The sequence below is a fragment of the Pseudoalteromonas sp. OFAV1 genome (genome assembly GCF_021532595.1).
GTDB classification, from domain to species: domain Bacteria; phylum Pseudomonadota; class Gammaproteobacteria; order Enterobacterales; family Alteromonadaceae; genus Pseudoalteromonas; species Pseudoalteromonas lipolytica_C.
In genome coordinates, this window is the sequence record NZ_JAKGBG010000042.1 from 1 (window position 1) to 23933 (window position 23933).

23 protein-coding genes and 1 pseudogene are annotated in these 23933 nt (G+C 41.6%); 16 read left to right on the forward strand and 8 right to left on the reverse strand.

All coding sequences use genetic code 11. The annotated features are described in order from the left end of the window. From L1267_RS18220 to L1267_RS18240, 5 genes and pseudogenes are all read left to right on the forward strand, one after another. Positions 1-232 (forward strand): annotated as a pseudogene (locus L1267_RS18220) (4-hydroxy-tetrahydrodipicolinate synthase); the annotation flags it as partial. Positions 233-246: 14 nt separating this feature from the next. Beyond that, positions 247-987 carry a 2,3,4,5-tetrahydropyridine-2,6-dicarboxylate N-succinyltransferase gene (locus L1267_RS18225; RefSeq protein ID WP_135923242.1) on the forward strand — a complete coding sequence of 247 codons (741 nt, stop codon included), beginning with the start codon at positions 247-249 and terminating at the stop codon, positions 985-987. Further along, positions 987-2192, forward strand: coding sequence for a PLP-dependent decarboxylase (locus tag L1267_RS18230; protein WP_235383711.1), 1206 nt, complete (start codon positions 987-989; stop codon positions 2190-2192). The genes L1267_RS18225 and L1267_RS18230 overlap by 1 nt, the downstream gene beginning before the upstream one ends. Positions 2193-2197: 5 nt before the next feature. Beyond that, on the forward strand, positions 2198-3316 hold the full coding sequence (locus L1267_RS18235) for a succinylglutamate desuccinylase/aspartoacylase family protein (protein WP_235383712.1): 1119 nt from the start codon (positions 2198-2200) through the stop codon (positions 3314-3316). 187 nt (positions 3317-3503) lie between these two features. Then, positions 3504-4541 (forward strand): phospholipase A, encoded by a 1038-nt coding sequence (locus L1267_RS18240; protein WP_054563462.1) that lies wholly within the window; start codon positions 3504-3506, stop codon positions 4539-4541. A gap of 70 nt (positions 4542-4611) precedes the next feature. On the opposite strand, the gene L1267_RS18245 is transcribed toward L1267_RS18240, so the two are convergent. Beyond that, on the reverse strand, positions 4612-5505 hold the full coding sequence (locus L1267_RS18245) for a bifunctional GNAT family N-acetyltransferase/hotdog fold thioesterase (RefSeq protein ID WP_135923239.1): 894 nt from the start codon (positions 5503-5505) through the stop codon (positions 4612-4614). Positions 5506-5733: 228 nt separating this feature from the next. Between L1267_RS18245 and L1267_RS18250 the strand changes: the two genes are divergently transcribed. Further along, positions 5734-6423 carry a spermidine synthase gene (locus L1267_RS18250; protein ID WP_138556667.1) on the forward strand — a complete coding sequence of 230 codons (690 nt, stop codon included), beginning with the start codon at positions 5734-5736 and terminating at the stop codon, positions 6421-6423. A gap of 7 nt (positions 6424-6430) precedes the next feature. Here the strand turns inward: L1267_RS18250 and dtd are convergent, their stop codons facing one another. Genes dtd through L1267_RS18265 form a run of 3 tightly spaced genes read right to left on the reverse strand, consistent with a single transcriptional unit; the run spans position 6431 to position 8708 of the window. After that, positions 6431-6868, reverse strand: coding sequence for a D-aminoacyl-tRNA deacylase (gene dtd / locus L1267_RS18255; RefSeq protein ID WP_135923237.1), 438 nt, complete (start codon positions 6866-6868; stop codon positions 6431-6433). Then, positions 6856-7809 carry an alpha/beta fold hydrolase gene (locus tag L1267_RS18260; RefSeq protein ID WP_171040378.1) on the reverse strand — a complete coding sequence of 318 codons (954 nt, stop codon included), beginning with the start codon at positions 7807-7809 and terminating at the stop codon, positions 6856-6858. The genes dtd and L1267_RS18260 overlap by 13 nt, the downstream gene beginning before the upstream one ends. A 26-nt stretch (positions 7810-7835) precedes the next feature. Next, positions 7836-8708, reverse strand: a complete 873-nt coding sequence (locus L1267_RS18265) for a virulence factor BrkB family protein (protein WP_235383713.1) — start codon at positions 8706-8708, stop codon at positions 7836-7838. A gap of 86 nt (positions 8709-8794) precedes the next feature. On the opposite strand from L1267_RS18265, the gene L1267_RS18270 reads away from it, so the two are divergent. Next, the gene (locus L1267_RS18270; protein WP_235383714.1) at positions 8795-9451 is read left to right on the forward strand and encodes a DUF2959 domain-containing protein; all 657 of its coding nucleotides are present in this window, start codon (positions 8795-8797) and stop codon (positions 9449-9451) included. A gap of 132 nt (positions 9452-9583) precedes the next feature. Beyond that, a complete protein-coding gene (locus L1267_RS18275) occupies positions 9584-10675 on the forward strand; it encodes an MBL fold metallo-hydrolase (RefSeq protein ID WP_235383715.1) in 1092 nt (363 codons plus the stop codon). A gap of 52 nt (positions 10676-10727) precedes the next feature. Here L1267_RS18275 and L1267_RS18280 read toward each other — a convergent pair whose 3' ends face one another. Further along, on the reverse strand, positions 10728-11147 hold the full coding sequence (locus L1267_RS18280; RefSeq protein ID WP_199527628.1) for a BLUF domain-containing protein: 420 nt from the start codon (positions 11145-11147) through the stop codon (positions 10728-10730). Positions 11148-11341: 194 nt separating this feature from the next. Beyond that, on the reverse strand, positions 11342-13165 hold the full coding sequence (typA, locus tag L1267_RS18285) for a translational GTPase TypA (RefSeq protein WP_135923231.1): 1824 nt from the start codon (positions 13163-13165) through the stop codon (positions 11342-11344). Positions 13166-13672: 507 nt separating this feature from the next. Here typA and glnA point away from each other — a divergent pair. From glnA to L1267_RS18310, 5 genes are all read left to right on the forward strand, one after another. Next, positions 13673-15079 (forward strand): glutamate--ammonia ligase, encoded by a 1407-nt coding sequence (gene glnA / locus L1267_RS18290; RefSeq protein WP_135923230.1) that lies wholly within the window; start codon positions 13673-13675, stop codon positions 15077-15079. Between the two features lie 134 nt (positions 15080-15213). Continuing rightward, a complete protein-coding gene (locus L1267_RS18295; RefSeq protein ID WP_235383716.1) occupies positions 15214-15729 on the forward strand; it encodes a DUF4124 domain-containing protein in 516 nt (171 codons plus the stop codon). An 86-nt stretch (positions 15730-15815) separates the two neighbouring features. Then, complete coding sequence (gene glnL, locus L1267_RS18300) at positions 15816-16886, forward strand: nitrogen regulation protein NR(II) (protein ID WP_135923228.1); 1071 nt, start codon at positions 15816-15818, stop codon at positions 16884-16886. A gap of 18 nt (positions 16887-16904) precedes the next feature. Next, complete coding sequence (gene ntrC / locus L1267_RS18305; protein ID WP_135923227.1) at positions 16905-18290, forward strand: nitrogen regulation protein NR(I); 1386 nt, start codon at positions 16905-16907, stop codon at positions 18288-18290. Between the two features lie 25 nt (positions 18291-18315). Then, the gene (locus L1267_RS18310; RefSeq protein ID WP_135923226.1) at positions 18316-18774 is read left to right on the forward strand and encodes a Crp/Fnr family transcriptional regulator; all 459 of its coding nucleotides are present in this window, start codon (positions 18316-18318) and stop codon (positions 18772-18774) included. On the opposite strand, the gene L1267_RS18315 is transcribed toward L1267_RS18310, so the two are convergent. Then, positions 18771-19433 carry a hypothetical protein gene (locus L1267_RS18315; RefSeq protein ID WP_235383717.1) on the reverse strand — a complete coding sequence of 221 codons (663 nt, stop codon included), beginning with the start codon at positions 19431-19433 and terminating at the stop codon, positions 18771-18773. The genes L1267_RS18310 and L1267_RS18315 overlap by 4 nt on opposite strands. A gap of 57 nt (positions 19434-19490) precedes the next feature. Beyond that, positions 19491-19778 (reverse strand): hypothetical protein, encoded by a 288-nt coding sequence (locus L1267_RS18320; RefSeq protein WP_199527626.1) that lies wholly within the window; start codon positions 19776-19778, stop codon positions 19491-19493. A 238-nt stretch (positions 19779-20016) separates the two neighbouring features. Here L1267_RS18320 and L1267_RS18325 point away from each other — a divergent pair, with 238 nt between their 5' ends. The 3 genes from L1267_RS18325 to acnA all read left to right on the forward strand — a co-directional run bounded on the left by L1267_RS18325 (position 20017) and on the right by acnA (position 23846). After that, entirely contained in the window at positions 20017-20391 is a 375-nt protein-coding gene (locus L1267_RS18325; RefSeq protein WP_138556717.1) for an RNA-binding S4 domain-containing protein, read from the forward strand. A 70-nt stretch (positions 20392-20461) separates the two neighbouring features. Further along, positions 20462-20881, forward strand: coding sequence for a hypothetical protein (locus L1267_RS18330; RefSeq protein WP_135923223.1), 420 nt, complete (start codon positions 20462-20464; stop codon positions 20879-20881). A gap of 214 nt (positions 20882-21095) precedes the next feature. After that, positions 21096-23846, forward strand: a complete 2751-nt coding sequence (gene acnA / locus L1267_RS18335) for an aconitate hydratase AcnA (RefSeq protein ID WP_235383718.1) — start codon at positions 21096-21098, stop codon at positions 23844-23846. Positions 23847-23933 lie beyond the last annotated feature (87 nt).

Consider the following 23933-nt stretch of genomic DNA (forward strand, 5'->3'; position numbering starts at 1 on the left):
CCATGAGTTTGTTAAACGCAGTTTAAGTGGTCAATATCCAAATCTATTCACCGATTGGTCGCAAGCGATTCAAAGCTTATTTGCTGTCGCAAATCCAATCCCCGTAAAAGTACTGATGCACCTGCAAGGTAAAATAAATACCCCGCATTTACGTCCGCCGCTTACGCATTTAGAGCTAGAGCAAACAGACAGCATCACCCACGCAAACAACACAATTTTATCTTGGAACTAAAAACAGGTTTTATCATGAGCTGGTTAGAATTATTAAACAACTTAGAATCGGGCGCAGTGCGCGCAGCTACACAAGACGAAAACGGCAACTGGCATGCCAATGTTGAAGTTAAACAAGGCATTTTAGAAGCCTTCAAAAATGGTACTAACACCGAGTTCCCAGGTGGTTTTGTAGATAAGCACAACCTAGCACCACAGGGCTTTGCTGCAAATGCCGGCGTGCGTATGGTACCAGGTGGTAGCAGTGTTCGTCGTGGCGCACACGTTGCTAAAGGCACGATTATCATGCCACCAGCGTATGTAAATATTGGCGCATTCATCGACGAAGGCACGATGGTCGACAGTCACGCATTAGTGGGTTCATGCGCACAAGTAGGTAAAAATGTTCACTTAAGTGCAGCAGTACAGTTAGGTGGCGTGCTTGAGCCAATTGGTGCCAGCCCTGTGGTTATTGAAGATGACGCTTTCATCGGTGCAGGCTGCGTTATTGTTGAAGGTGTGGTTGTGAAAAAAGGTGCTGTACTTGCGCCGGGTGTGCGCTTATCTGCAACCATCCCTGTCTACGATTGTGTTAATGAGCGCCAGCTAAACAAAGGTGAAGCAATTCCAGAAAACGCGATTGTAATCCCAGGTTCTCGCCCTGCTTCAAATGCATGGGCTCGCGAGCAAGGTTTAAGCATGTCTTGTGCATTGATCGTGAAATACCGTGACGAACAAAGCGATGCATCATTATTGTTAGAAGAGGTTTTACGTTAATGAGCTTTTTGAGCACGCCCATCAAGCAAGCGGTTGAACAAGTTTCAACACATCTTGATACGCCATTTTTTATCTATGATTTAGATAAATTAACTGCACATTTAAATCAATTAACTGCGCAAACCGATGTGAAACTTTGGTATGCCGTTAAGGCCAACCCGCTGTCTCGCATTATTCAATGTTTAGACAGCGCAGGGTTTAATTTTGATGTTGCGAGTAAAGGTGAACTTGAGCAAGTACTTGCCCAAGGCATCGATAGCGAGCGCGTGCTCAACACAGGGCCTGCAAAGAGCCCTGCACAAATTTCACATTTTATTGCTCGCGGCGTACGTACCTTCGTGGCCGAGAGCATAAACCAAGTTCGCTGGTTAAATGAGCAAGCAACAAAAGCAAATTGTCAGCTGCAAGTTCTGTTGCGTGTACAACTTCGTTGGCCAGACAGCGAAAAGAACCCACTTGGCGGCGATAGCCTTACTCCTTTTGGTTTGGGCTGTGATGAGTGGCAAGCGCTCACAGTAAGTGATTACCCTGCTCTTAACTTTGATGGCCTGCATATTTTCCAATGGGGCAATATGCTGAGCACTGACAAACTCGCCGAGCTATGGCGTGCGATGATTGCGCCATTACAACAACTAGCAAGTGCATTAAATATTAACCTTAATATTCTCGATTTAGGGGGTGGCTTAGGCATTCCTTATACTCAAGATGCTAACCGACTCGATTGGTCTGCACTTATCGAGACTCTGGCGGGTATTAAAGCAGATGCCGGTGTCAAAGAGCTTTGGATGGAACTTGGCCGCTATGCGGTGGGCGAATGCGGCCATTACGCCACACCGGTTGTTGAACGCAAAGAAAATTACAATCAACAGCAGGTGATTTTATCAGGCGGTATTAACCATTTACTTCGCCCTGCTGTGACAAGCCAAGATTTTCCTGCGGCATTACTACGCGAGTCAACGGCTGAGCCTGCGGCAATGACTTTATACGGCCCTCTTTGCACCGCCCTTGATTGCTTAGGTGAGCACCAATTAGCGAGCGATTTAAATGAGCAAGACTGGTTGGTATTCAGCCAATGTGGTGCATACGGCTTTACCGAAAGCATGCCGTACTTTTTATGCCACGAATTAGCGGCTGAATACATCCTTGAACAAGGCAATATTGAGTGCATTCGTAGCGCTGAAGATGCCAGCTATTATTTAAGGTAATCACCATGAGTAAAGAATTAATCAGCCAAGAGAATATTGTGGTTGGCGAAATTGCCAACGGCCTACCACTGACAATTCCTGTGTATCGTTTAAAAGGCGATGGCACAGGGCCAAACGTGTATATACAAGCTAATATGCACGGTGCTGAAGTACAAGGTAACGCTGTAATTTATCAATTGCTTGAGCAGCTAAAATCACTCAAGCTGCGTGGCGATATTACCCTAGTGCCTTATGCCAACCCAATTGGTTGTAATCAAAAGTCAGGTGAGTTTACTCTAGGTCGCTTCGATCCAATTACTGGCACCAACTGGAACCGCATGTACCGCTTTAATAAAGCATTACCATCACAAATTGCTGAACTGCACAAAGACAGTGATGATGCGACCCTTAAAGCTGCGTTTAAACAGGCACTCGTTGCTGACATCGACAGCCAATTAACGGGCCCTGATTACAGCTTAACAACGGGTAAGCGCATTGCACTTAACTTGCAAAAGCTTGCCCATCAGGCTGATATTGTTTTAGATCTTCACACCGGGCCTATCTCAAGTAAGCACTTATACTGCCCCCAATACGCCAAAGCCAGCGCGAGCTATTTTAATATTGAGCATGTGTTATTGATCCCAAGTGATTTTGATGGCGCAATGGATGAAGCGAGTTTCTGCCCGTGGTGGTCGTTATCTGAAGAGCTTGCCAAACAAGGCCGTGAATTTGCAGTTCAAGTCGAAGCATTTACCGTTGAACTTGGTAGCCAAGAAAAAATCGATTTAAGTGCAGCCCTTGAAGACGCCAATAGCATTTTAAGTTACCTAAATTATAAAGAGGTATTGGTTGATGCCGCATATCAACCAAAAGCGATGACACGCTATGCATGTATGCTTGAAGATTATGTAGCTTACTACGCACCTATGGGTGGCATGGTAGAATACCTTGCACCACTCGGTGGCCATATTAAAGCAGGCGAACCAATTGCTCATATTTTACGAATGGAGCGCTACCTTTCTGAGCAGCCACTACAAACATTGAGTTTTGATAAAGACGCCATCGCTATTTTGCATTTTGCCTCAGCAAGCGTGAATCAAGGCACCGAACTTTATAAGTTTTTTACCAACGTATTTGAGCTATAAGCTCACCCCTTCTCATTGCGTGAGAGTCGACGGCTTATGCCCTTAGGCCGTCACAGCAGGGCTCCAAGCTTAGCTTGGGGCTCTCTATTTACCTAAAATATCAACAATTCAGTATAAGTTCACGGTTACTTATGTAAAAATCGTTATAATTATTCTTACTTATAAGTCTATTCAAAAGGGAACTGCAATGGGATGGCGCATTTGGCTGGCAGCTGCTGGCTTATTTTCTGTACCTGTATTTGCTCAAACTGAACAACCACAAACCAATGAACAAGATGACGCGCTAGAACTCGTAAAGCAGTGTATTTTGAACGAAGCCATTGGCGGTGACGGCAAACAAACACTCGAAGAACTTCGTAAAAAATGCTCTGACTTAGACGAGAGTAAAAAGCTTACCGCTTTAGACAAACGTAAAGCCCGTGAAGAAGTGAGCAAGAAAAACCGTAATGTGATCACTCCTCATAAGCGTAACTACATTTTACCACTTTCATATGTATCTAATCCGAATGAGCGTCCATTTGATGGTTTAAAAGATCTTGCTGAGCAAACTGATGGTGAACCACTTGATAACCTTGAAGTGAAATATCAACTATCAATTAAAGTACCTATTTTCGAAGGCTTCTCAGATAAAGATCAGGGCGTATTCTTTGCGTTTACCATGCAATCGTTTTGGCAGTTTTATAACAAAGATATTTCATCACCGTTTCGTGAAACAAACTACGAACCAGAGATCTTCTGGGTGAACTACCTTGATCCTGAGCATGTGCTTTGGGGCGATGAAATGGCAATTGCAATTGGTGCATCACATCAATCTAATGGTCGCAGCCAACCAAATTCACGTTCATGGAACCGTATCTATGCCGATTTCTTGTGGGAAAAAGACGGCTTTGTATTTAGCTTTAAGCCTTGGTACCGAATTCCGGAAGATAAAAAAGACGATGAATTAGAAGCGCGTGGCGATGATAACCCTGATATTTACAAATACATGGGTTACTTTGAATTCTCAGGTGCATACCGTTATAACGAGCATGAATTTAGCTTTATGACCCGTAATAACTTAAATTCAGATAACCGTGGTGCAATCCAATTAGATTGGTCTTTCCCTCTATGGGGCCGATTACGTGGTTACGCACAATACTTTAATGGTTATGGCGAGAGCTTAATTGATTACAACGCCGATATTGAACGTTTTGGTGTGGGTATTCTGTTAACTGACTTGCTTTAACTGCAGTATTAACTGACTTACTTTAACTGCAATAAAGAGCGAGCTTTAGTTAGCTCGCTCTGAATATGCGTTATTTTTTAACGATGAAGTGACCTTCAAATTCAGCAACTAACACATCACCATCGTATACATTCACTGGTACATGGTAGCTTGCTTTGCCACTGTCTTCTAAATCCGCTAACTTGCCTTTGCAGCCAGCCAGCTCAACACTACCACGAGGGTCGTTATTCAGTGGTTTAAGGTATTTAATGTTAGCATCAGCTAATACGATATTCCCTTCAAGTCCTGCTTCTTTCAGTGCAAGGTAAGTAGCACCCCAGCCAGTTAAAGTCGCTAGACTGTAAATTGAACCTGCAAACATAGTGTTATGAAGGTTTAGGTTCGCATCTAAATCAGCACGAGTAGTAAATTGCCAATCGGTATAGCTTTCAACTTTAATTCCCATCGCATCACTGATTGGAATCGACTCACGCCACGTATTTTGCAGTACTTGTGTCCAGTTTGGATGACGGAACCAGCCCGGCTCAGACGGTTTTTGTTTTACCATTTTCCAGTGTTGTACATCGTCATAGGCAAGGTGCGCTTTTTCTTTTAGCTCGTAGCCGTGACGTTTATAAAACTCTAAGGCACGTTCACGGGCAAAAAGCACGAGCTCATCGGCATCTTGAGTCCACGCTATTTTTTCTAGCTCATGCAGTAAACGACTACCAATGTGCTGATTACGATTCCCTTCAGCAACCGCCATATAGCGTACTTGTGCTTGTTGATGATTATTAAAATGCAAACGTGCTACACCTAATACTTCGCCATCATTGTTTTTAATAAAGCGATGCTCGGCATCTTGCTCTAAGTCATCTTGCTCAGAACCGCGCGGCTCACCCCAAGGTGCTCTTAAAACCTGCCAACGTAATGAATAATACGCTTGCCAATCTTCGCTACTTTGCGGTGTGGTCACTTTAAACATAAATACTCCTGTGAAAATACAGCCACTGTCTGTTATTTTTCTAACGTGGCTCGACGAATGCAAATTACGATACGCGATCTTCTTGCAAGTTGGAATAATACTTTGGTGACCCAGCTTAAATTATTATTCAGAGCTGTAAAAACTAATGCACAATTGCACTTTATGGTGACTAGTCTATGCTGAAACAATTGTCATACTTTTTAAACATAAAAGCTAAAGGCCCGAGATATGGAACATTTTTTTGAACCCAGTGGCGCAATAAAGCATAGTTTTATTGAAGAATGTCACCAGTTAGGGCAGCTGATTTACTGGCACAAGCAAGGCAATTACAGCATTCAAGTTAGGCAACTCAATCAACTACGTTGGTTATTGATTAACGAAACTCTTCAATCTGTTATCGAAAAACGTCAGCCTAACAGGCTTCTTTTCCCTCATTTACAATATCTTGCGAAGCTCTGGCAGAAACTTGATGAACCTAAAAAAATTTTAGAGTTAGGCTTAGGTGGCGGGGCAATTCGTAACTATCTTCAGCATACCTACCCTGATAGCCAGCTTATTTCAGTGGAAAAAAACCCCGATATTATTCATTGTTACAAACGCTACTTTGGTGGAGATCACACAAGTAATTTACGCTGTTTCGATGCTCAACAAATACTTGAGCAAGGACACGAATACAATTGGATTATATTGGATTTATTCAGTGAAGTAGATGGCCCACTGTTTTTATACAAACATACTTTTTATGCCAAGCTTCGTACAGCGATGGCTAAAGGTGGTGTATTATTTATTAACTTTTTATCCAGTCACCCATCGCAGTTAAAGCAACTTGAGCATTTACTTATCACCGAATTCGGCAAGCGACCAAGTATCGAAAAGATCCCTAATTATGTGAATCATATCGTGATGATCAAAAAGTAGTTGTCTGTTACACAGATAAATTAAAAGTAACGGGACCATCGTTACATAGGCTTACTTGCATATCAGCACCAAATTGCCCTGTGGCTACTGTTAACCCGGCTTTTTTAGCTTCAGCGATAAAATACTCATAGAGCGTATTAGCTTGATCAGGCGTACCAGCACTTGAAAAGCTCGGACGCATGCCCTTTTTAGTGTCTGCGGCTAGTGTAAACTGCGAAACCACCAACAGTTCACCCTTGATATCATTCAAACTTAAATTCATCTTTCCTTGTTCATCGGTAAAAATTCGGTAATTACTTACTTTATGTAAAAGCTTCTGAGCGCTTTGTTCGGTATCCTGTTTTTCAACGCCTAATAGCAGCAAAATACCTTGTGAAATTTCACCGACGACTTCGCCCGCCACTTCTACTTTTGCCTGTTTTACTCTTTGAATTAAACCTTGCATTGATCCCTCGATAACTTGATATACATTAAATCTGCAGCACGTCGCATTGCTGCCAAATATACCTGATTATCGCTACTGTGCCCAATACCATCTAATATCAATAATTGTGCATTTAACTGTTCAGCAAGCTGCTGTACGGCACTATATCGACAGATCAAATCGGCCCGGCCATGAATAAACCAAATGGGTAAATGAGTCAATACATGCGCATTTTCTGCGATGTAACCCTCTTCAATAAAACAAAGATTACGAAAATAATGCACCATTAATCTTGCTTGATTTAAGCCTACATGGGGCTCTTGCAAACTCCAATTATTTAATGGCTCACCATGACATAACACCTGCTCCCAATGGCACCATAGTTTGGCGAATTTGCTGGCTTTAATTTGATCGCTACTATTTAGTTGTTGCTGATAAAAGTCGAGTAAGGCATGCCAATCGGTAAAATCATGAGCAAACTCTTTAAAGCATTCTGGGTAAAAATGCGCGCCCGCGCCTTTAGTTGTGTAAAGCCATTCAAAGTCACTGTTACAGGCTAAAAAACTAGCCCGTAAAATAAGTCCTGCGATGTGCTCCCGATGTTTTATTGCATACACAAGTGCAAGAGTTGCTCCCCACGATTCGCCGCACACCAGCCATTTTTCAATGCCGAGTTGCTGGCGTAAAAACTCGAGATCAGCGACTAAATCTAATGTGGTGTTTGTGTTGATATCATGGGGGGTTGAATGACCACAACCGCGCTGGCTGAACATGATCACTCGATAACGTTCTAAATCAAAAAAGCGGCAATTTTCAGGGCACAGCCCCGCTCCGGGCCCGCCATGACATAACACCACAGCAATCCCTGTAGACGCACCATATTCTTGCACATGGATTTGATGGCCATCGCCAACACTCAAATGGTAATCACGGTTGGCAACATAATGTGGATGTAACTGCACCTCGCTCTCCTTAGGTGCAGTCGCTATTAAACGTCTATATCAGGTGTATCCTCAATATCTTCAGGACTGATACATACCGTAAACTCTGCACCGAGTAATACGACAATCCAAGACAGATAGACCCAAACAAATAGTATAGGTATCGTCGCCAACGCCCCATAAATAACTTCATAAGATGGGAAGTGACTGATATACAGAGCAAAGCCTTTTTTTGTCAGCTCAAACAACATAGCTGCAAACAATGCTCCTGGAATTGCCGCTCTAAATGGAACTCGTGTGTTAGGCACTAAAGTATAGAGCATAATGAAGCCAATCATGGAAATTATGTAAGGTAATAGTTTCAATAAAAAGCCGCTGAATCCAGGAATACCTTGATCAGCGAATGATACTAAAGACACAATGTATGAGGTAACACCAATACTCGCGCCGAGTAATACTGGACCTAAGCTAAGCACCATCCAATAAACGGCAAACGAAATCATCATGGGGCGTTTTTTCTTAATACGCCAAATTCGGTTCAATGTGGCATCGACATTGCGAATGAGTAACAAGGACACTGATGCTAAAAATCCCACACCGACCGCAGTCATTTTATTAGCATTACCGGCAAAGGCGCTGATATGCTCTTTAATAACATCAGAAGAAGTCGGCACAAGATTAGTAAATAAGAAATTTTCTATGGTTACCAAGGTGCTTTCAAATCCAGGAAAAGCAGAAAAAATAGCGACACCAACCGCCACTAATGGCACGATTGATAACAAGGTTACATAAGCCAAATAACCTGCATTAACAGTAATTTGATCGTCAATACAACGATTGAGATACTGCATCCACCAAGTAGGTTGTTGCTTTAAGAAAATGCTTATTTGCAGCTTATAACGAGTGAGCTTCTCATCCATAGAATCTAATTTCTGCTAAAATGTTTTGATAATCATAGCAATCCACCACATAATTTGAAATGACAGGTACCTAAAAAGGATTCTCAATGAAAAAACTGATACTTTTAAGTGCACCACTATTTGCAGTAACCATGGCATTATCAGGCTGTCAGTCAGCTTATTACTCTGCTATGGAATCTGTAGGAGTGCACAAACGCGACATTTTAGTCGACCGCGTAGAAGAAACAAAAGAATCACAACAAGAATCCCAAGAAGAATTTCAATCAGCCCTAGATAGATTAACCACATTAATCAATTTCAATGGCGGTGAACTTGAGGATGCATATAAGCAACTAAATGATGATTATGAATCAAGCCTAGCGGCTGCAAATGACGTAACAAATAATATCAATAAAGTTGAAGATGTCGCTGAGGCACTATTTGAAGAATGGGCTGATGAGCTAGAGCAATACAAAAGCGCCTCACTAAAACGTGAAAGCAGCAAAAAGCTCAATGCAACTAAGCGCCAATTTGATCAACTACTTCGCTCAATGCGCAGCGCAGAAAGCAAAATGGAGCCGGTATTATCATCACTGCATGACAACGTCCTGTATTTAAAGCACAACCTCAACGCGCAGGCTGTTACAGCTATCAAGGGTGAATTTACGAATCTTAAACGCGATATAAAAGTGTTAATGGACGACATGAACAAATCAATTGAAGACTCTAATAAGTTCATTGAGCAAATGAATAAAGCTGGTTAATTAGCGCAAACGAGTTTTTACAAAGCCTACTTAAACGTAGGCTTTTTTGTGTAATCTCTTGTTACTTTTTAATGATTTATCTTAAATTTTATTTTGCTAAACTCACGGCAAAGAATAAAAAGTAAACATAGTATGCACTTAAAAACACTCTCAGCACTCATTGCAGCTGCACTCTTAACTGCTTGTAGCAGCCCTAATACTGTCAATGTTATTGCCGGTGAAGGCACTATTACTCCGTTAAAAACTGAAGGTGACTACGAAGGTCGCTTTCATAACCTATATCCTGGTGATAAAGAATACCCAACAACCTGCACTGACAATTGCTATGAACCATCAGAGCTACTTATATGTGACGACAGCAACTCACAATGCCAATATCAAGCAGAACAAAGCGTACCTGAAATAAACTCAGGGTTTACAGTTCGCTGGTTAGGTCATGCAGGCTTTTATATTCAATCACCCAATGGTGAGCAGCTATTATTTGACCCAGTCAAAGAGCAATTTGATTCGCCTGTAGACTTGGCCTTTAAGCTAGCTGGAGGTATCTATCGCAAACCAGGTTTTTGGCCAACACAAGCAGAACTTGATGGCTTAGATGCTGTGATATATTCACATATTCACTATGATCATTTTAACAAAGCCAATATAGAAGAAATTGGCAATTCGCCGCGTTATTTAGTGCCATTAGGATTTGCAGATAACTTTCCGACTGGTGGCTTTAATATTTCAGAAATGGCGTGGTACGCGAGTACACAAATTAATGACTTAACTATTAATGCGGTGCCAGCACACCATTTTAGTAGCCGAACTCTAGTCCCATTCATTTATGAAGATCACAACAAAGATCTCTGGAATGGCTGGTTACTAGAACAAAATGGTAAAACATTATTTTTTGCTGGCGATACCGGTTACTCACAACATTTTCAGGATATTAAGCAGAAATACGGCGAGATTGATGTATGTCTTATGCCGATAGCTTCTTATTACCATGAAGAAGATGGTAAGTGGTATCGCTATGTTCATACTACACCTGAAGATGCTATTAACGCAGCTGAGGAGCTTGGCTGTAAAGTGATGATCCCTTGGGGTTATGGTAACTCAAGCTGGCAAATGGGCGACCATTCAAGCCATTCGGCACTACTAAGATTACTAACAATGAAAGCAAGAATGGCTAGCAAGCTCCCTTTGTACATTCTTAATGAAGGTGAGCAAGTTTCACTATAATGCTGCTTGTTCTAGTATACCAATTCGCTTAATTGAGCGAATTGGTATTAAGCTAACTTTTAAGCAGTAAATCCCTGAGCGCCAACATTAGTTTGTGTGCACTACCTGCAGACATAGCGAGCGGGTTAAACTCACTCGTACCAGAATATTTGAGGGTAATCGGAGTAACGAGTCTAGAGTAAGGAATGTAGCCCATAGACCAGTTCTCAAACTCTCTTTCAAAAATCTCACAATAATTTAGCATAATAATATTTTTATGCCGCGTATCATTCAAAATACGGTGATAAGTTGCATTTACCGCACTTCTAGAGCCTTCCAAGCACTGTAAAAAGTGAGTAGTATTAAAACAAAGCAAACCTGTAACATTCATTTTGCTATTGTTTTGTTTGGCTTTCTCAAGAATATTTTCAATATCCCCAGGCCCAAACCCATCGCTAATTTCACTTGTATAAATAAGTCTAACTAAGTACATCTCACTCTCCTGCAAGGTCGATTTAGAAAAGATAGTACAGATGGGGGGTTTAGCAAAAAAAGTGCAGTTAAGTTTAAAATTTTACATGAATAAAGTTGGGTATCGCTGCGCTCAACCTACTTGGCTAACCACTAAAAAAAACCGCCGTATCTTTCAATACGGCGGTTCTAATTTTGTGAAACTAAAAGACCTTATTAGTCTTTAGCTTGACGGCTCGCACGTTTACGCTCACTTTCAGTTAAGTGACGTTTACGAATACGGATGCTCTGAGGTGTCACTTCCACTAACTCATCATCATCGATGAATTCAATCGCTTGTTCAAGCGTATAGTTAAGTGGTGGTGTTAACGTTTGTGCTTCATCTGTACCAGATGCACGAACGTTAGTAAGTTGCTTACCTTTAAGTGCGTTTACTGTTAGGTCGTTATCGCGGCTGTGGATACCGATAACCATACCTTCGTAAACTTCAACACCGTGACCGATGAATAACTTACCACGGTCTTGTAGGTTGAATAATGCGTTAGTAAGTGCTTTACCTGTTGCGTTAGCAATCATTACACCATTCTTACGCGCGCCGATAGTACCGCCTTTATGTGGGCCGTAGTGATCGAATGTGTGGTAAAGAAGACCAGAACCAGACGTTAATGTCATGAATTCAGTTTGGAAACCAATTAAGCCACGGCTTGGGATCATAAAGTCCATACGTACACGGCCTTTACCATCTGGAGACATGTCTGTTAGTTCACCCTTACGAAGACCAATTTGTTCCATGATAGAACCTTGGTGCTCTTCTTGACAGTCAATTGTAAGTGTTTCGTATGGCTCTTCTTTTTGACCATCAACTTCACGAAGGATTACTTGTGGACGAGAAACCGCAAGCTCGTAGCCTTCACGACGCATGTTCTCGATTAAGATACCTAAGTGTAACTCACCACGACCAGAAACACGGAAGCTATCTGGGTTGTCAGTTTCTTCAACACGTAGTGCTACGTTATGTACAAGCTCTGCTTGTAAACGCTCTAGGATGTTACGTGACGTTACGAATTTACCTTCTTTACCAGCGAATGGTGAAGTGTTTACAGAGAACGTCATTGTTACTGTAGGCTCATCAACGCTAAGCGGTGGTAATGCTTCAACGGTATTTACATCACAGATAGTGTCTGAGATTTTCAGCTCACCAAGACCCGTGATAGCAATGATGTCACCAGCGCCTGCAGATTCTGCTTCATGACGCTCAAGACCTAAGTAGCTCATTACTTGGCCAACTTTACCGTTACGCTTAGTACCGTCTGCGCTTACAACAGTAACCTGTTGGTTAGGACGAACAGTACCACGCTTGATACGACCAACACCGATAACACCGATGTATGAGTTGTAGTCAAGCTGAGAAATTTGCATTTGGAAAGCACCTTCAGGATCTGCATCCGGTGGAGATACTTCATCAACGATCATCTGGAACATTGGTTCCATGTTATCTGATGGCTCGTCTAAATCTAATGTAGCCCAGCCATTGATAGCTGATGCATAGATTACTTTAAAGTCTAACTGTTCGTCAGTTGCACCTAAGTTATCGAATAAGTCGAATACTTGGTCCATAACCCAGTCAGGACGTGCACCTGGCTTGTCGATTTTGTTGATAACAACGATCGGTGTTAAACCTTGTGCGAATGCTTTTTGCGTTACGAAACGCGTTTGTGGCATTGGACCTTCTTGAGCATCAACAAGTAGTAATACTGAGTCAGCCATCGAAAGTACGCGCTCTACTTCACCACCGAAGTCGGCGTGTCCTGGGGTGTCTACGATATTGATATGGTAGTCATTCCAAGAGATAGCTGTGTTTTTAGCTAAAATGGTAATACCACGCTCTTTCTCAATGTCGTTTGAGTCCATTACGCGCTCTTCATTACCGCCGCGCGTTTCTAATGTGCCTGATTGCTCAAGCAGTTTATCAACCAAAGTTGTTTTACCGTGGTCAACGTGGGCGATAATCGCTATATTTCTTAACTTTTCGATGCTCATATTTTTTCTCAGAGAAATTGAATCTCATTGATCCTGCAAGATCTACGCACTCACCGGCATTTTCACCAGATGTCCCAGCATAGGATTTAAAAGGGCGCATATTATCCCTTAATAATGGCATGGATGAAAGTTTATCCAATACAATTTTCAAAACTTTCTTCAGGCATTTTATAAGTATCTGTTTTATAAATGACAAATTTATGAAAATAATAATTTTTATAAGCATAAAACTGGCAAAATTGCATTTTTTAAACCATATTTTGGCACTTAATCGTATTTAGAACCGATAAATTGGCACGCTCAGTAATTGTGCAAATCGTCGTCATTCTTTTTACGCACCAAAATGATCTTTTTCCGCACCAAAACAGTGCATAAAAAGTTAACATAACAACAAGCGGTTTCTTTTTTGTCAGCCTTAACAACACCTTAAAAAAATGGCATGAAACCAGCTTACATAGAGCAAAAGCAATAATGCAGCAAAAATAAAACCCAACAATTGGAGGACACATGTCACAATCGGTTTTAGATTTTATCAAAGAAAATGACGTTAAGTTCATTGATTTACGCTTTACTGATACCAAAGGTAAAGAACAGCATGTTTCTATTCCTCATCACCAAATTGATGAAGATTTCTTCGAAGACGGCAAAATGTTTGACGGTTCTTCAATTGCAGGTTGGAAAGGCATCAACGAATCAGATATGGTGCTTATGCCTGTTCCTGAGTCTGCTAAAATGGACCCGTTTTCTGAAGAAGCTACACTAATCATCCGTTGTGACGTAGTTGAGCCTTCAACACTTCAAGGTTACGAGCGTGACCCACGTTCAGTTGCAAAACGCGCTGAAGAGTACATGCGTTCTACAGGTATCGCTGATACTGTATTATTTGGTCCAGAGCCAGAATTCTTCCTTTTTGATGACGTTAAATACAAATCAGACATGTCTGGTTCTATGTACAAAATCGATTCTGTAGAAGCTGCTTGGAACTCAGATAAAGATTACGAAGGTGGCAACATGGGTCACCGTCCAGGTGTTAAAGGCGGTTACTTCCCGTGTTCACCTGTTGATTCATCACATGACTGGCGTTCAGCAACTTGTTTAGTTCTTGAAGAGCTAGGTCAAGTAGTAGAAGCTCACCACCACGAAGTAGCAACTGCAGGTCAAAATGAGATCGCAACTCGCTTCAATACAATGGTATTAAAAGCTGACGAAATCCAAGAGATGAAATATGTTATCCATAACATGGCTCACTTATACGGAAAAACAGCGACATTCATGCCTAAGCCAATCGTAGGTGATAACGGTTCTGGTATGCACTGTCACCAATCTCTAGGTAAAGATGGCGTAAACATCTTCGCTGGTGACAAATACGCTGGTCTATCTGAAGAAGCACTTTACTACATCGGTGGTATCATCAAGCACGCTAAAGCAATCAACGCATTCGCTAACGCGTCAACTAACTCATACAAGCGTCTAGTTCCGGGCTTCGAAGCACCAGTAATGCTTGCATACTCTGCACGTAACCGTTCTGCTTCAATCCGTATCCCAGTGGTACCGTCTGCTAAAGCACGTCGTATCGAAGTACGTTTCCCTGATCCAACAGCTAACCCATACTTAGCGTTCTCTGCAATGCTTATGGCTGGCCTTGACGGTATCAAAAACAAGATCCACCCTGGTGATGCAATGGATAAAGACTTATACGATCTTCCAGCTGAAGAAGCTGCAGAGATCCCACAAGTTGCATCTTCACTGCAAGAAGCATTAGATTCATTAGATGCTGACCGTGAGTTCTTAAAAGCTGGCGGCGTATTCACTGATGACCTTATCGATGCTTACATTGCACTTAAGGGCAAAGAAGTTGAAAAGCTTAACATGACAACTCACCCAGTTGAGTTCGAAATGTACTACAGCGTTTAATTTAACGCCGTATCAGAATTATCAGATTGATAATAAATGTGTGTTCTCAAGCCCGCTTTGCGGGCTTTTTTGATGGTAATTTGGCCAATTCTACTCTAAAGTTTTAGTTAGATTAGATAACCTAGGGTCACAGAGTGAAAAACACGATTTTATTAGTATTACTCCTTTTTACAGTATGCAATTACGCACAAAGTGAAGTAAAAAAAATTTACTCGTGGAAAGATGAGAATGGTGTTTTAGTGTTCTCAGACTCACCTCGCCCTGGGGCTAAAGAAGTAAAGCTCAATACTCAAAACCTTACCATGCCTACAACCGACACCAGCATACTCGATAACCCCGCTAGTGCGACACCTGTCAATTTTAAAATAACGATTTCCTCACCAGAAAATGAGGCAACCGTTCGAGAGAATACAGGCTCAGTATACGTCACAGCACGAGTGAGTCCGCGTTTTGCAACAGGCTTCAAAGTACAGCTGATAGTTGATGGCACACCTCACGGAAAATCGAGTAATAGCACGACCTTTGCATTGCGAAATGTCGACCGAGGCGAACACACATTACAAGCAAAACTTATAGATGCGAATAATAAAGTCGTTTCGGTTAGCCCTGTTAGCACTTTCTACATGCACAGAGCATCGATACTTAATTGAAACTAATTTTTTCGAGTCGGTATCATGCAAAGTAAATGGATTGTGCTAAGCTGCTGTTAATTGCAACGCACTAAAATGGTGCAAACATGCTCAGTGATACACATTTTAATTCTGAACTACTCGAAAGTATTTGGAAAAATTTAAGTACAGCCGTTATTTTGCTCGATAATGATTTTAAACTGGTTTATGCAAATGATAGTGCTAGTGAGCTATTAGGCTTAGGTCCAAAGCGTATAATTAATCAGCCATTCGATAACTTATTTAACTACCACTCCATTGACCTAAAACGTATTGCTCAGTACTCGTTGTTTGATGGCGTTGACTGCCACCAGCATAGAGCTGACGTGGTGTTCGTCGATTCTCGCCATGCTAAGCTAACCATTAGCACCCGCCGAATAAACAGCAATAATGAAAATTATATTTTGTTTGAGTGCCGACAAATGGATGATGAAATTCGCCACGATCAAGCATCAAATCAAATGCACCAATATCAAGCCGCACGCAATTTAATTCGTGGTTTAGCACACGAAATTAAAAATCCTTTGGGTGGAATACGCGGAGCGGCGCAATTATTGCAGTACGAGGTTGATCAGCAAGAGCGTGATCAATGTGCAGAGCTTATCATTGAGCAAGCTGACCGATTACGAGAGCTCGTAGACCGTTTACTTGGTCCAAACCAATTGCCACATAAATCATATGGCAATATTCACCAAGCTCTTGAGTCAGTGATTAAGCTTAGCATGTTAGATAACAGCGCTAATATCACTTTAGTGAAAGACTATGATCCAAGTATACCGAGTGTGTACATTGACCAAAGTAAAATTCAACAAGTGGTACTTAACATTATTCGCAATGCACAGCAGGCTCTGGTTGATGGTGGCGAAATTAGAATAAAAACCCGTATTAACCATCAACATAGACGTCCTGGTAAAGCACCGAAGAAAACCTTGCTGATCCAGATTTCAGATAATGGTCCAGGGATAGATAAGAGTTTAAGAGAAACCTTGTTTTATCCAATGATCACTAACAAAGAAAATGGTTCAGGACTTGGGTTATCCATTGCACAGACTTTGGTTGATCAACACGGTGGACACATTGACTGCGATAGTTGGCCAGGCCATACAGAATTTAATATCTATTTGCCTTTTACGGATTAATGGTTTTTTGGAGTAGTCATGAAAACAGTTTGGTTAGTTGATGATGATGCCTCAATACGCTTTGTATTAGAAAAAGCGCTGGCGCGAGCAGGATTTGAAACAGAAAGTTATGCAAATGCACAAGATGTGCTTAACGCACTCAAGTTTAGTCAGCCTACCGTTCTAGTCTCAGATGTAAGAATGCCTGGTATGGATGGTATGGCATTACTTGAAACAATTGCCGAACAAAACCCTGGGTTGCCAGTCATCATTATGACTGCACACTCAGACTTAGACTCAGCGGTAAATGCATTCCAAAAAGGCGCATTTGAATACCTTGCAAAACCATTTGATCTAGATGAAGCAGTTGCGCTGGTAGAGAGCGCCTGTCGTGCTAATTCAACAAAAAAAACCAAGCGTAAGCAAGCACCACAAACGAATGCCCATATCATAGGCGAAGCGCCTGCGATGCAAGAGGTGTTTCGCGCGATTGGTAAATTATCAGCATCAAGTATGAGCGTGCTAATTAATGGTGAATCAGGAACAGGTAAAGAGCTTGTTGCCAGTGCCCTACACAATCATAGTCCGCGTAAAGAAAACCAATTTATCGCTTTAAATATGGCTGCCATTCCAAAAGAGTTAGTAGAATCAGAATTGTTTGGCCATGAAAAAGGCGCGTTTACAGGGGCCGACAGTATTCGTAAAGGTCGTTTTGAACAAGCCAATGGTGGTACCTTATTTTTAGATGAAATTGGTGACATGCCACTTGATGTACAAACGCGTTTGTTACGTGTATTAGCCGATGGTGAATTTTACCGAGTTGGTGGCCATCAAAGCATTAAAGTAGATGTGCGTATTATCGCTGCAACACACCAAAATCTCGAAGATTTAGTTAAACAAGGCAAGTTTCGTGATGACTTGTTTCATCGTCTTAACGTTGTGCGTTTACGCTTACCAGCGCTACGCGAACGTACCGAAGACATTGAACGATTAGCACAGCACTTTTTACATAAAAGTGCCAAAGAGCTTCAAGTTGAAAGCAAAATACTAAGCCCTAAAGCCACAGAGCAACTACGCTTATTCAATTGGCCAGGTAACGTGCGCCAACTAGAAAACACCTGTCGCTGGTTAACAGTAATGGCTCCGGGTGAGCTTATCAGCGAACAAGATTTACCGCCCGAAATAGTTGCCGCAGCTCCAGTGGAACAGGAAGGTGATTGGCTGGATGCATTTCAGCAGTGGCTCAACCTTGAGCTTAAACAAGGTAAAGAAAATATCTGGCCGGCTATACAAGCACAGCTAGAAACTCGCTTGATTAAAACAGCATTAGCCAATTGTGCGGGGCACAAGCAAGACGCCGCGGTGAAAATTGGTTGGGGCCGCAATACATTGACCCGTAAGTTAAAAGAGCGCAATATTAGCTAATTTATTGCCATAACAATGTGAATCAATGAAGTTAATCGAACACATACCACTCATTAAACAAATGGAAATAATTAACAGATTGTCGTTCTTTAGAGAGTTTACTCTTAGTGAACGACAAGTGTTATTAGAGTCATTCAGTCATTTATATTTGGTTAAACAAGGCCGTGCTGTTTTCAAGCAGTACGACAATGACAAGCGTTTGTATATTGTTCTAAGTGGTTCACTGATGGTGTTCAAGCAAAGTCATTTACATGAGCTTGGGATTATTGACCCAGGTGAATTTATCGGTGAAGGTGCTTTTATTAACAATCGGGAACATAGCACAAGCGCCCGTGCTAGAGTGGATACTATTTTATTAGCTATCGCCCCCGAAGCACTCACCCGCTTGCCCAATGTGATCCGCGAGAAAATTAAAGATCGCATAATCGAAGGCATGAGTGAGCGAATTGTGAAATTGAGTAATTATCTCGAATCACGTAGCTAATCCATATACACAACTTGCAATGAACAATTAAGCCACCCTGGTTTATTTACACGTGCTGTGTAACGGTAGGTGTCAGATGGCTTCATACCAAATGGGGTACTCACTTCTGGCGTTAAATGGCTGTAACTTTGCGAATAGTTTTTATAATAAATGACTAAATAGCCGTATAAGTAATCCCAGTCCAATGAGACTCGCCTACCACTCGCTAGGTTAAACTCGGCCTGTTTATCACTAAATTTGACCGCAAGGCCGTTAAACTCATCCTCAACGCAACCCGTTGTTATTACTCGAGCCGGCATAGTGAAACTAGTTGAGTCATTTTTTGCTCGTAAGTAAAAGCCTATATTGCCTTGATTGTAAAAGTGATTAGCCTCTGTGGTGTACTTAATTTCAGCTTGATAACCCAGCCCTTGCATAATTTCTGCAAGTTGTTCGGTTTCATGAGTGAGAATTTTATCGCTCGATAACATTAAGGTTGCATCAGCAAAGTCTCTTGGAATAGGGAGCTTAGTGTATTCGTAGGGTAAGCTTTGCTTATTTAAAGCTTGCTCTAATGTGTGCAACTGTTGTTGATCAAGATTTTCTGTGTATACGTAGACTGTTGGTTGCTGACAACCTGCCAAAATTAAAAATATAGCTGCTGAAATTATCCTCTTCATTTTCTTTCTCACTTTAGATTACAAACGTAGTCTAAAGTGAGAAAAACAATAAATCAATTAATTCAGGTGCTTTTTCAGCCAATTATTAACACTTTGCCGAGTGTAGAGAATATCTTTAAATAAGCGGTGAGTTTGATGCTGAAGCATTTTTTCTTTATTTGCTTCACCTGAAGTCAATTGGCTATGGTTATCATTAAAGCGAGAAATTAATGCAAATCCCTGTTCTGACTTTTCAGGCTGCGACTTTATAGCTTGAGTTAGCAAAGCTCGCACATCATCTGCCGCTAGCAATGATGAATCTTGTAATCCCATTAACTCTTTTCTTAGCGCTGATCTTACGCCCATTACTACTACTCCAGAACGAATCTAAAAATATTAAACGGATAAGCAATTAGCAATTTGTACACCAATTTCATACGCGCGCAGTGTAGCCAGCAAATACTGCAGTTTTTTTACTGTTTGTAAAAATCTCAGATTATTTATTGCTGTAAATTTTAACCGCTTGAAGAGCTTGAAAATTTAATCTTGGTTCAATTGAGTGCTAGGCTTTATAATGGCTGCGATTGAATTAAGAGAGACCAACATGAACGAAGATTTCATCGAAATTGAACTAGAAGAAGAGCCAATAGAGCTATGTAACTTGCTAAAAGTGCTCGACCTAGTCGAAACAGGTGGCCAAGCAAAAGCCTTAATTGGTGAAGGTTATGTTGGGGTTAACTATGAAATTTGTACAATAAAGCGGAAAAAATTATACAGTGGTGACGTGCTTGCTTTTGATGGTGAGTTGTTCCAGCTTACATTAAGCGAAGATGCAACACCAAATCCTCGCCCACCAGAATCAGTACAAAAAGCACAACCACAAAGCTCTGAAGAAGCACCAAAAAAATCAAAACGTAAACGCACTAAAAAACCAAAAGTAGACGAAAAAACCGGTCGCCGCCCTATCTCTTTTGGTTAACTAAATCTTGCTTAGTTAGCATAAATCACCTTTAATTGAATGTGATAATAACAACAATAAAAGGTGATTTATGACCCCTCCTGCTTGGCTTAAACCACTTGCTTGGGCTGCACTTGTTTGGAATCTGTTAGGTGTTTTTGCGTTTATCATGCAACAGTTAATGACTCCTGAAATGATTGCTTTACTACCCGAGAATCAACAAGACGCATACCGCAACATCCCCCTTTGGTCTACTGCAGCCTTTGCTGTAGCGGTGTTTTCAGCATGCCTTGGCAGTATTATGCTAATTGTTCGAAAAGCCCTAGCCAGAGAGTTTTTTTTAGTGTCATTTATCGCTGTGTTAGTACAGCAATATTATAACTTTGTAGTGATCGATAGCCTTGCCATGTTTGGCAGTAGTGCACTGGCAATGCCATTTTGCGTTATTGTGATTGGCTTAGTCTTACTTTTGATTAGTAATAAAGGTAAGCAAGAAAGCTGGCTTAATTGACACACTTATTCATGAGAACTATCTTAAATATCTACACTTTAATCTGCCCTTTACACTTGAAATAAATCACATAGGCATCAACTATATTTAAGTAGCATATTTTTTCATCAGCAGAAAAATTTACCAGCTGGTATTAAGTTTGCAATAGCAATGTGTCTATTTCAAAAGGAAACACAAAAGCGAGCTTTGCTTGCTCAAACCACAGGGGCAAATAATGAATAATAGTTTTGATACCCAAAAACAGCTTACAATTAATGGTGAACAATACCATATTCACTCTTTACAAGGTTTAGGCGACAAAGCCAAACGTCTACCATTTTCGTTAAAAATATTACTCGAAAACCTGTTGCGCAATGAAGATGGCGTCAACATTAAAAAGCAAGACATTGAAGCCTTACTCAACTGGGACCCACAAGCTAAACCATCTGCTGAAGTTGCCTTTACACCTGCACGCGTAGTAATGCAAGACTTCACAGGGGTTCCTGCAATTGTTGACTTAGCGGCGATGCGCGATGCCATGGAAAAACTCGGTGGTGATCCTGCAAAGATAAATCCACTGTCACCTGCTGAGCTGGTTATTGACCACTCAGTGCAAGTCGATGGCTACGGTGAAGATGGCTCATTTGATCTAAATGCGAAGCTTGAATATGAGCGCAACAAAGAACGTTACGAATTTTTACGTTGGGGCCAAACCGCTTTTGATAACCTAAAAGTTGTGCCACCAGCAACCGGTATCGTTCACCAAGTTAATTTAGAATATTTAGCCCGCGTGGTATTTAACGATAGTAAAAACGGTAAATCACTCGCTTACCCAGATACCCTCGTTGGTACTGACTCACATACTACTATGATCAATGGTCTCGGGGTACTTGGTTGGGGCGTAGGTGGTATCGAAGCCGAAGCCGCAATGCTTGGCCAACCAATCAGCTTACTTATTCCTCAAGTTATTGGCTTTAAGCTCAATGGTCGCCTGCCTGAAGGTACAACTGCAACCGACCTTGTGCTAACCGTGACAGAAATGCTGCGTAAACATGGTGTGGTTGGAAAGTTTGTTGAATTTTATGGTGATGGTCTTGCTGATTTACCACTTGCTGACCGCGCGACAATCGCCAATATGGCGCCTGAGTATGGTGCAACTTGCGGTATTTTCCCGATTGACGACGAAACTATTAACTATCTACGTTTAACTAACCGTGATGAGGAGCAGCTTAAGCTTATTGAGGACTATGCTAAGCACCAAGGCTTATGGCGTAACCCTGGCGATGAAGCTCACTACACAGATACGCTTGAATTATCACTTGATGATGTCGTGCCAAGCCTTGCAGGTCCTAAACGCCCGCAAGATAGAATCGCCCTTGATAAAGCTGGTAGCATTATCGGTGAACACCTTCGTGGCTTTCAAGAAGAGCGCATGCAACAACGTGATAAAAGCGATGTTCAAGAAGCCCGCATTGAAGATGAAGGTCCAACAACTAACCCAGATGATCAGGTAAACGAAGCACAATACATGGGTGCTGCCAAGGTTAACTTTAAAGGCGAGGAGTTTGAGCTTAAAGACGGCGCTTGTGTGATTGCTGCAATCACAAGTTGTACAAACACCTCAAACCCAAGTGTAATTCTAGCTGCAGGATTAGTTGCGAAGAAAGCAAAACAATTAGGCTTAAAGGTTAAACCTTGGGTTAAAACTTCACTCGCTCCAGGCTCTCAAGTGGTGACTGATTACTTGAAAAAAGCCGACTTAATGGACGATTTAGATGCGTTAGGCTTTAACCTTGTCGGTTATGGTTGTACAACCTGTATCGGTAACTCAGGCCCGCTGGCCGATGAGATCAGTGAAGCAATTCAAAAGCATAAACTGGTCGTAAGCTCTATTTTATCGGGTAACCGTAACTTTGAAGGTCGTATACACCAAGATGTGAAAATGAACTTCTTAGCCTCACCGCCACTCGTTGTTGCTTACGCTATTGCAGGTCGCACAGATATTGATGTATATAACGAGCCATTAGCGCAAGATCCGAATGGTAATGACATTTACCTGAAAAATATCTGGCCAAGTGTTAGCGAAGTTAACGACCTTGTCCGTGAAACAGTGACCAAAGAAATGTTCGCATCAAGCTATGGCAATGTGTATCAAGGCGATGATCGTTGGCAGAAAATTCAAATTCCTGATGGCAAACTATATGATTGGGATGATGCGTCAACCTACATCAAAAAAGCGCCATTCTTTGATGGTATGGAAATTGAGCCTCCAGGAATTCCGAGCATTAGTGGTGCACGCTGTTTAGCAAAATTAGGTGACTCAGTTACAACCGACCACATTTCGCCAGCAGGTGCGATTAAAGCTGATGCTCCTGCAGGTCTTTACTTACAAGATCACGGTGTACAAAAAGCACAATTTAACTCTTATGGATCACGCCGTGGTAATCACGAAGTGATGATGCGCGGTACCTTTGCTAATGTGCGTTTACGCAACCTACTAGCGCCGGGTACTGAAGGCGGTGTTACCCGTATACAACCAAGTGATGAACTTGCCAGTATTTATGATGCAGCAATGCAGTACCAGCAAGACGGCACACCTCTGATTATTTTAGCGGGCACAGAATATGGCACAGGTTCATCACGAGACTGGGCAGCAAAAGGCTCATTATTACTGGGTGTTAAAGCTGTTATTGCACAAAGTTATGAGCGTATTCACCGCTCTAACCTGATAGGTATGGGTGTATTACCACTGCAATTTAAAGAAGGTGAAAGCTATGAGTCACTGGGCCTTACAGGCCAAGAGTCATTCGACTTTGAGGGCTTATACGACAAAACCAATGAAGTCAGTGTGATTGCCACTAACAGCGAAGGCAAACAAATTAGCTTTAGTGTTGATGTGCGCATAGATACTCCTAAAGAATGGGATTACTACAAACACGGCGGTATTTTACAGTATGTACTTCGTAATATGCTGGCTGAGCAATAACTGCTTTTAAGTTAACTAAGGGGCTGAATTTTCAGCCCCTTTTTTGTTTAAATCACTAATTAATTGCAGTTTAGACCAACACACTTA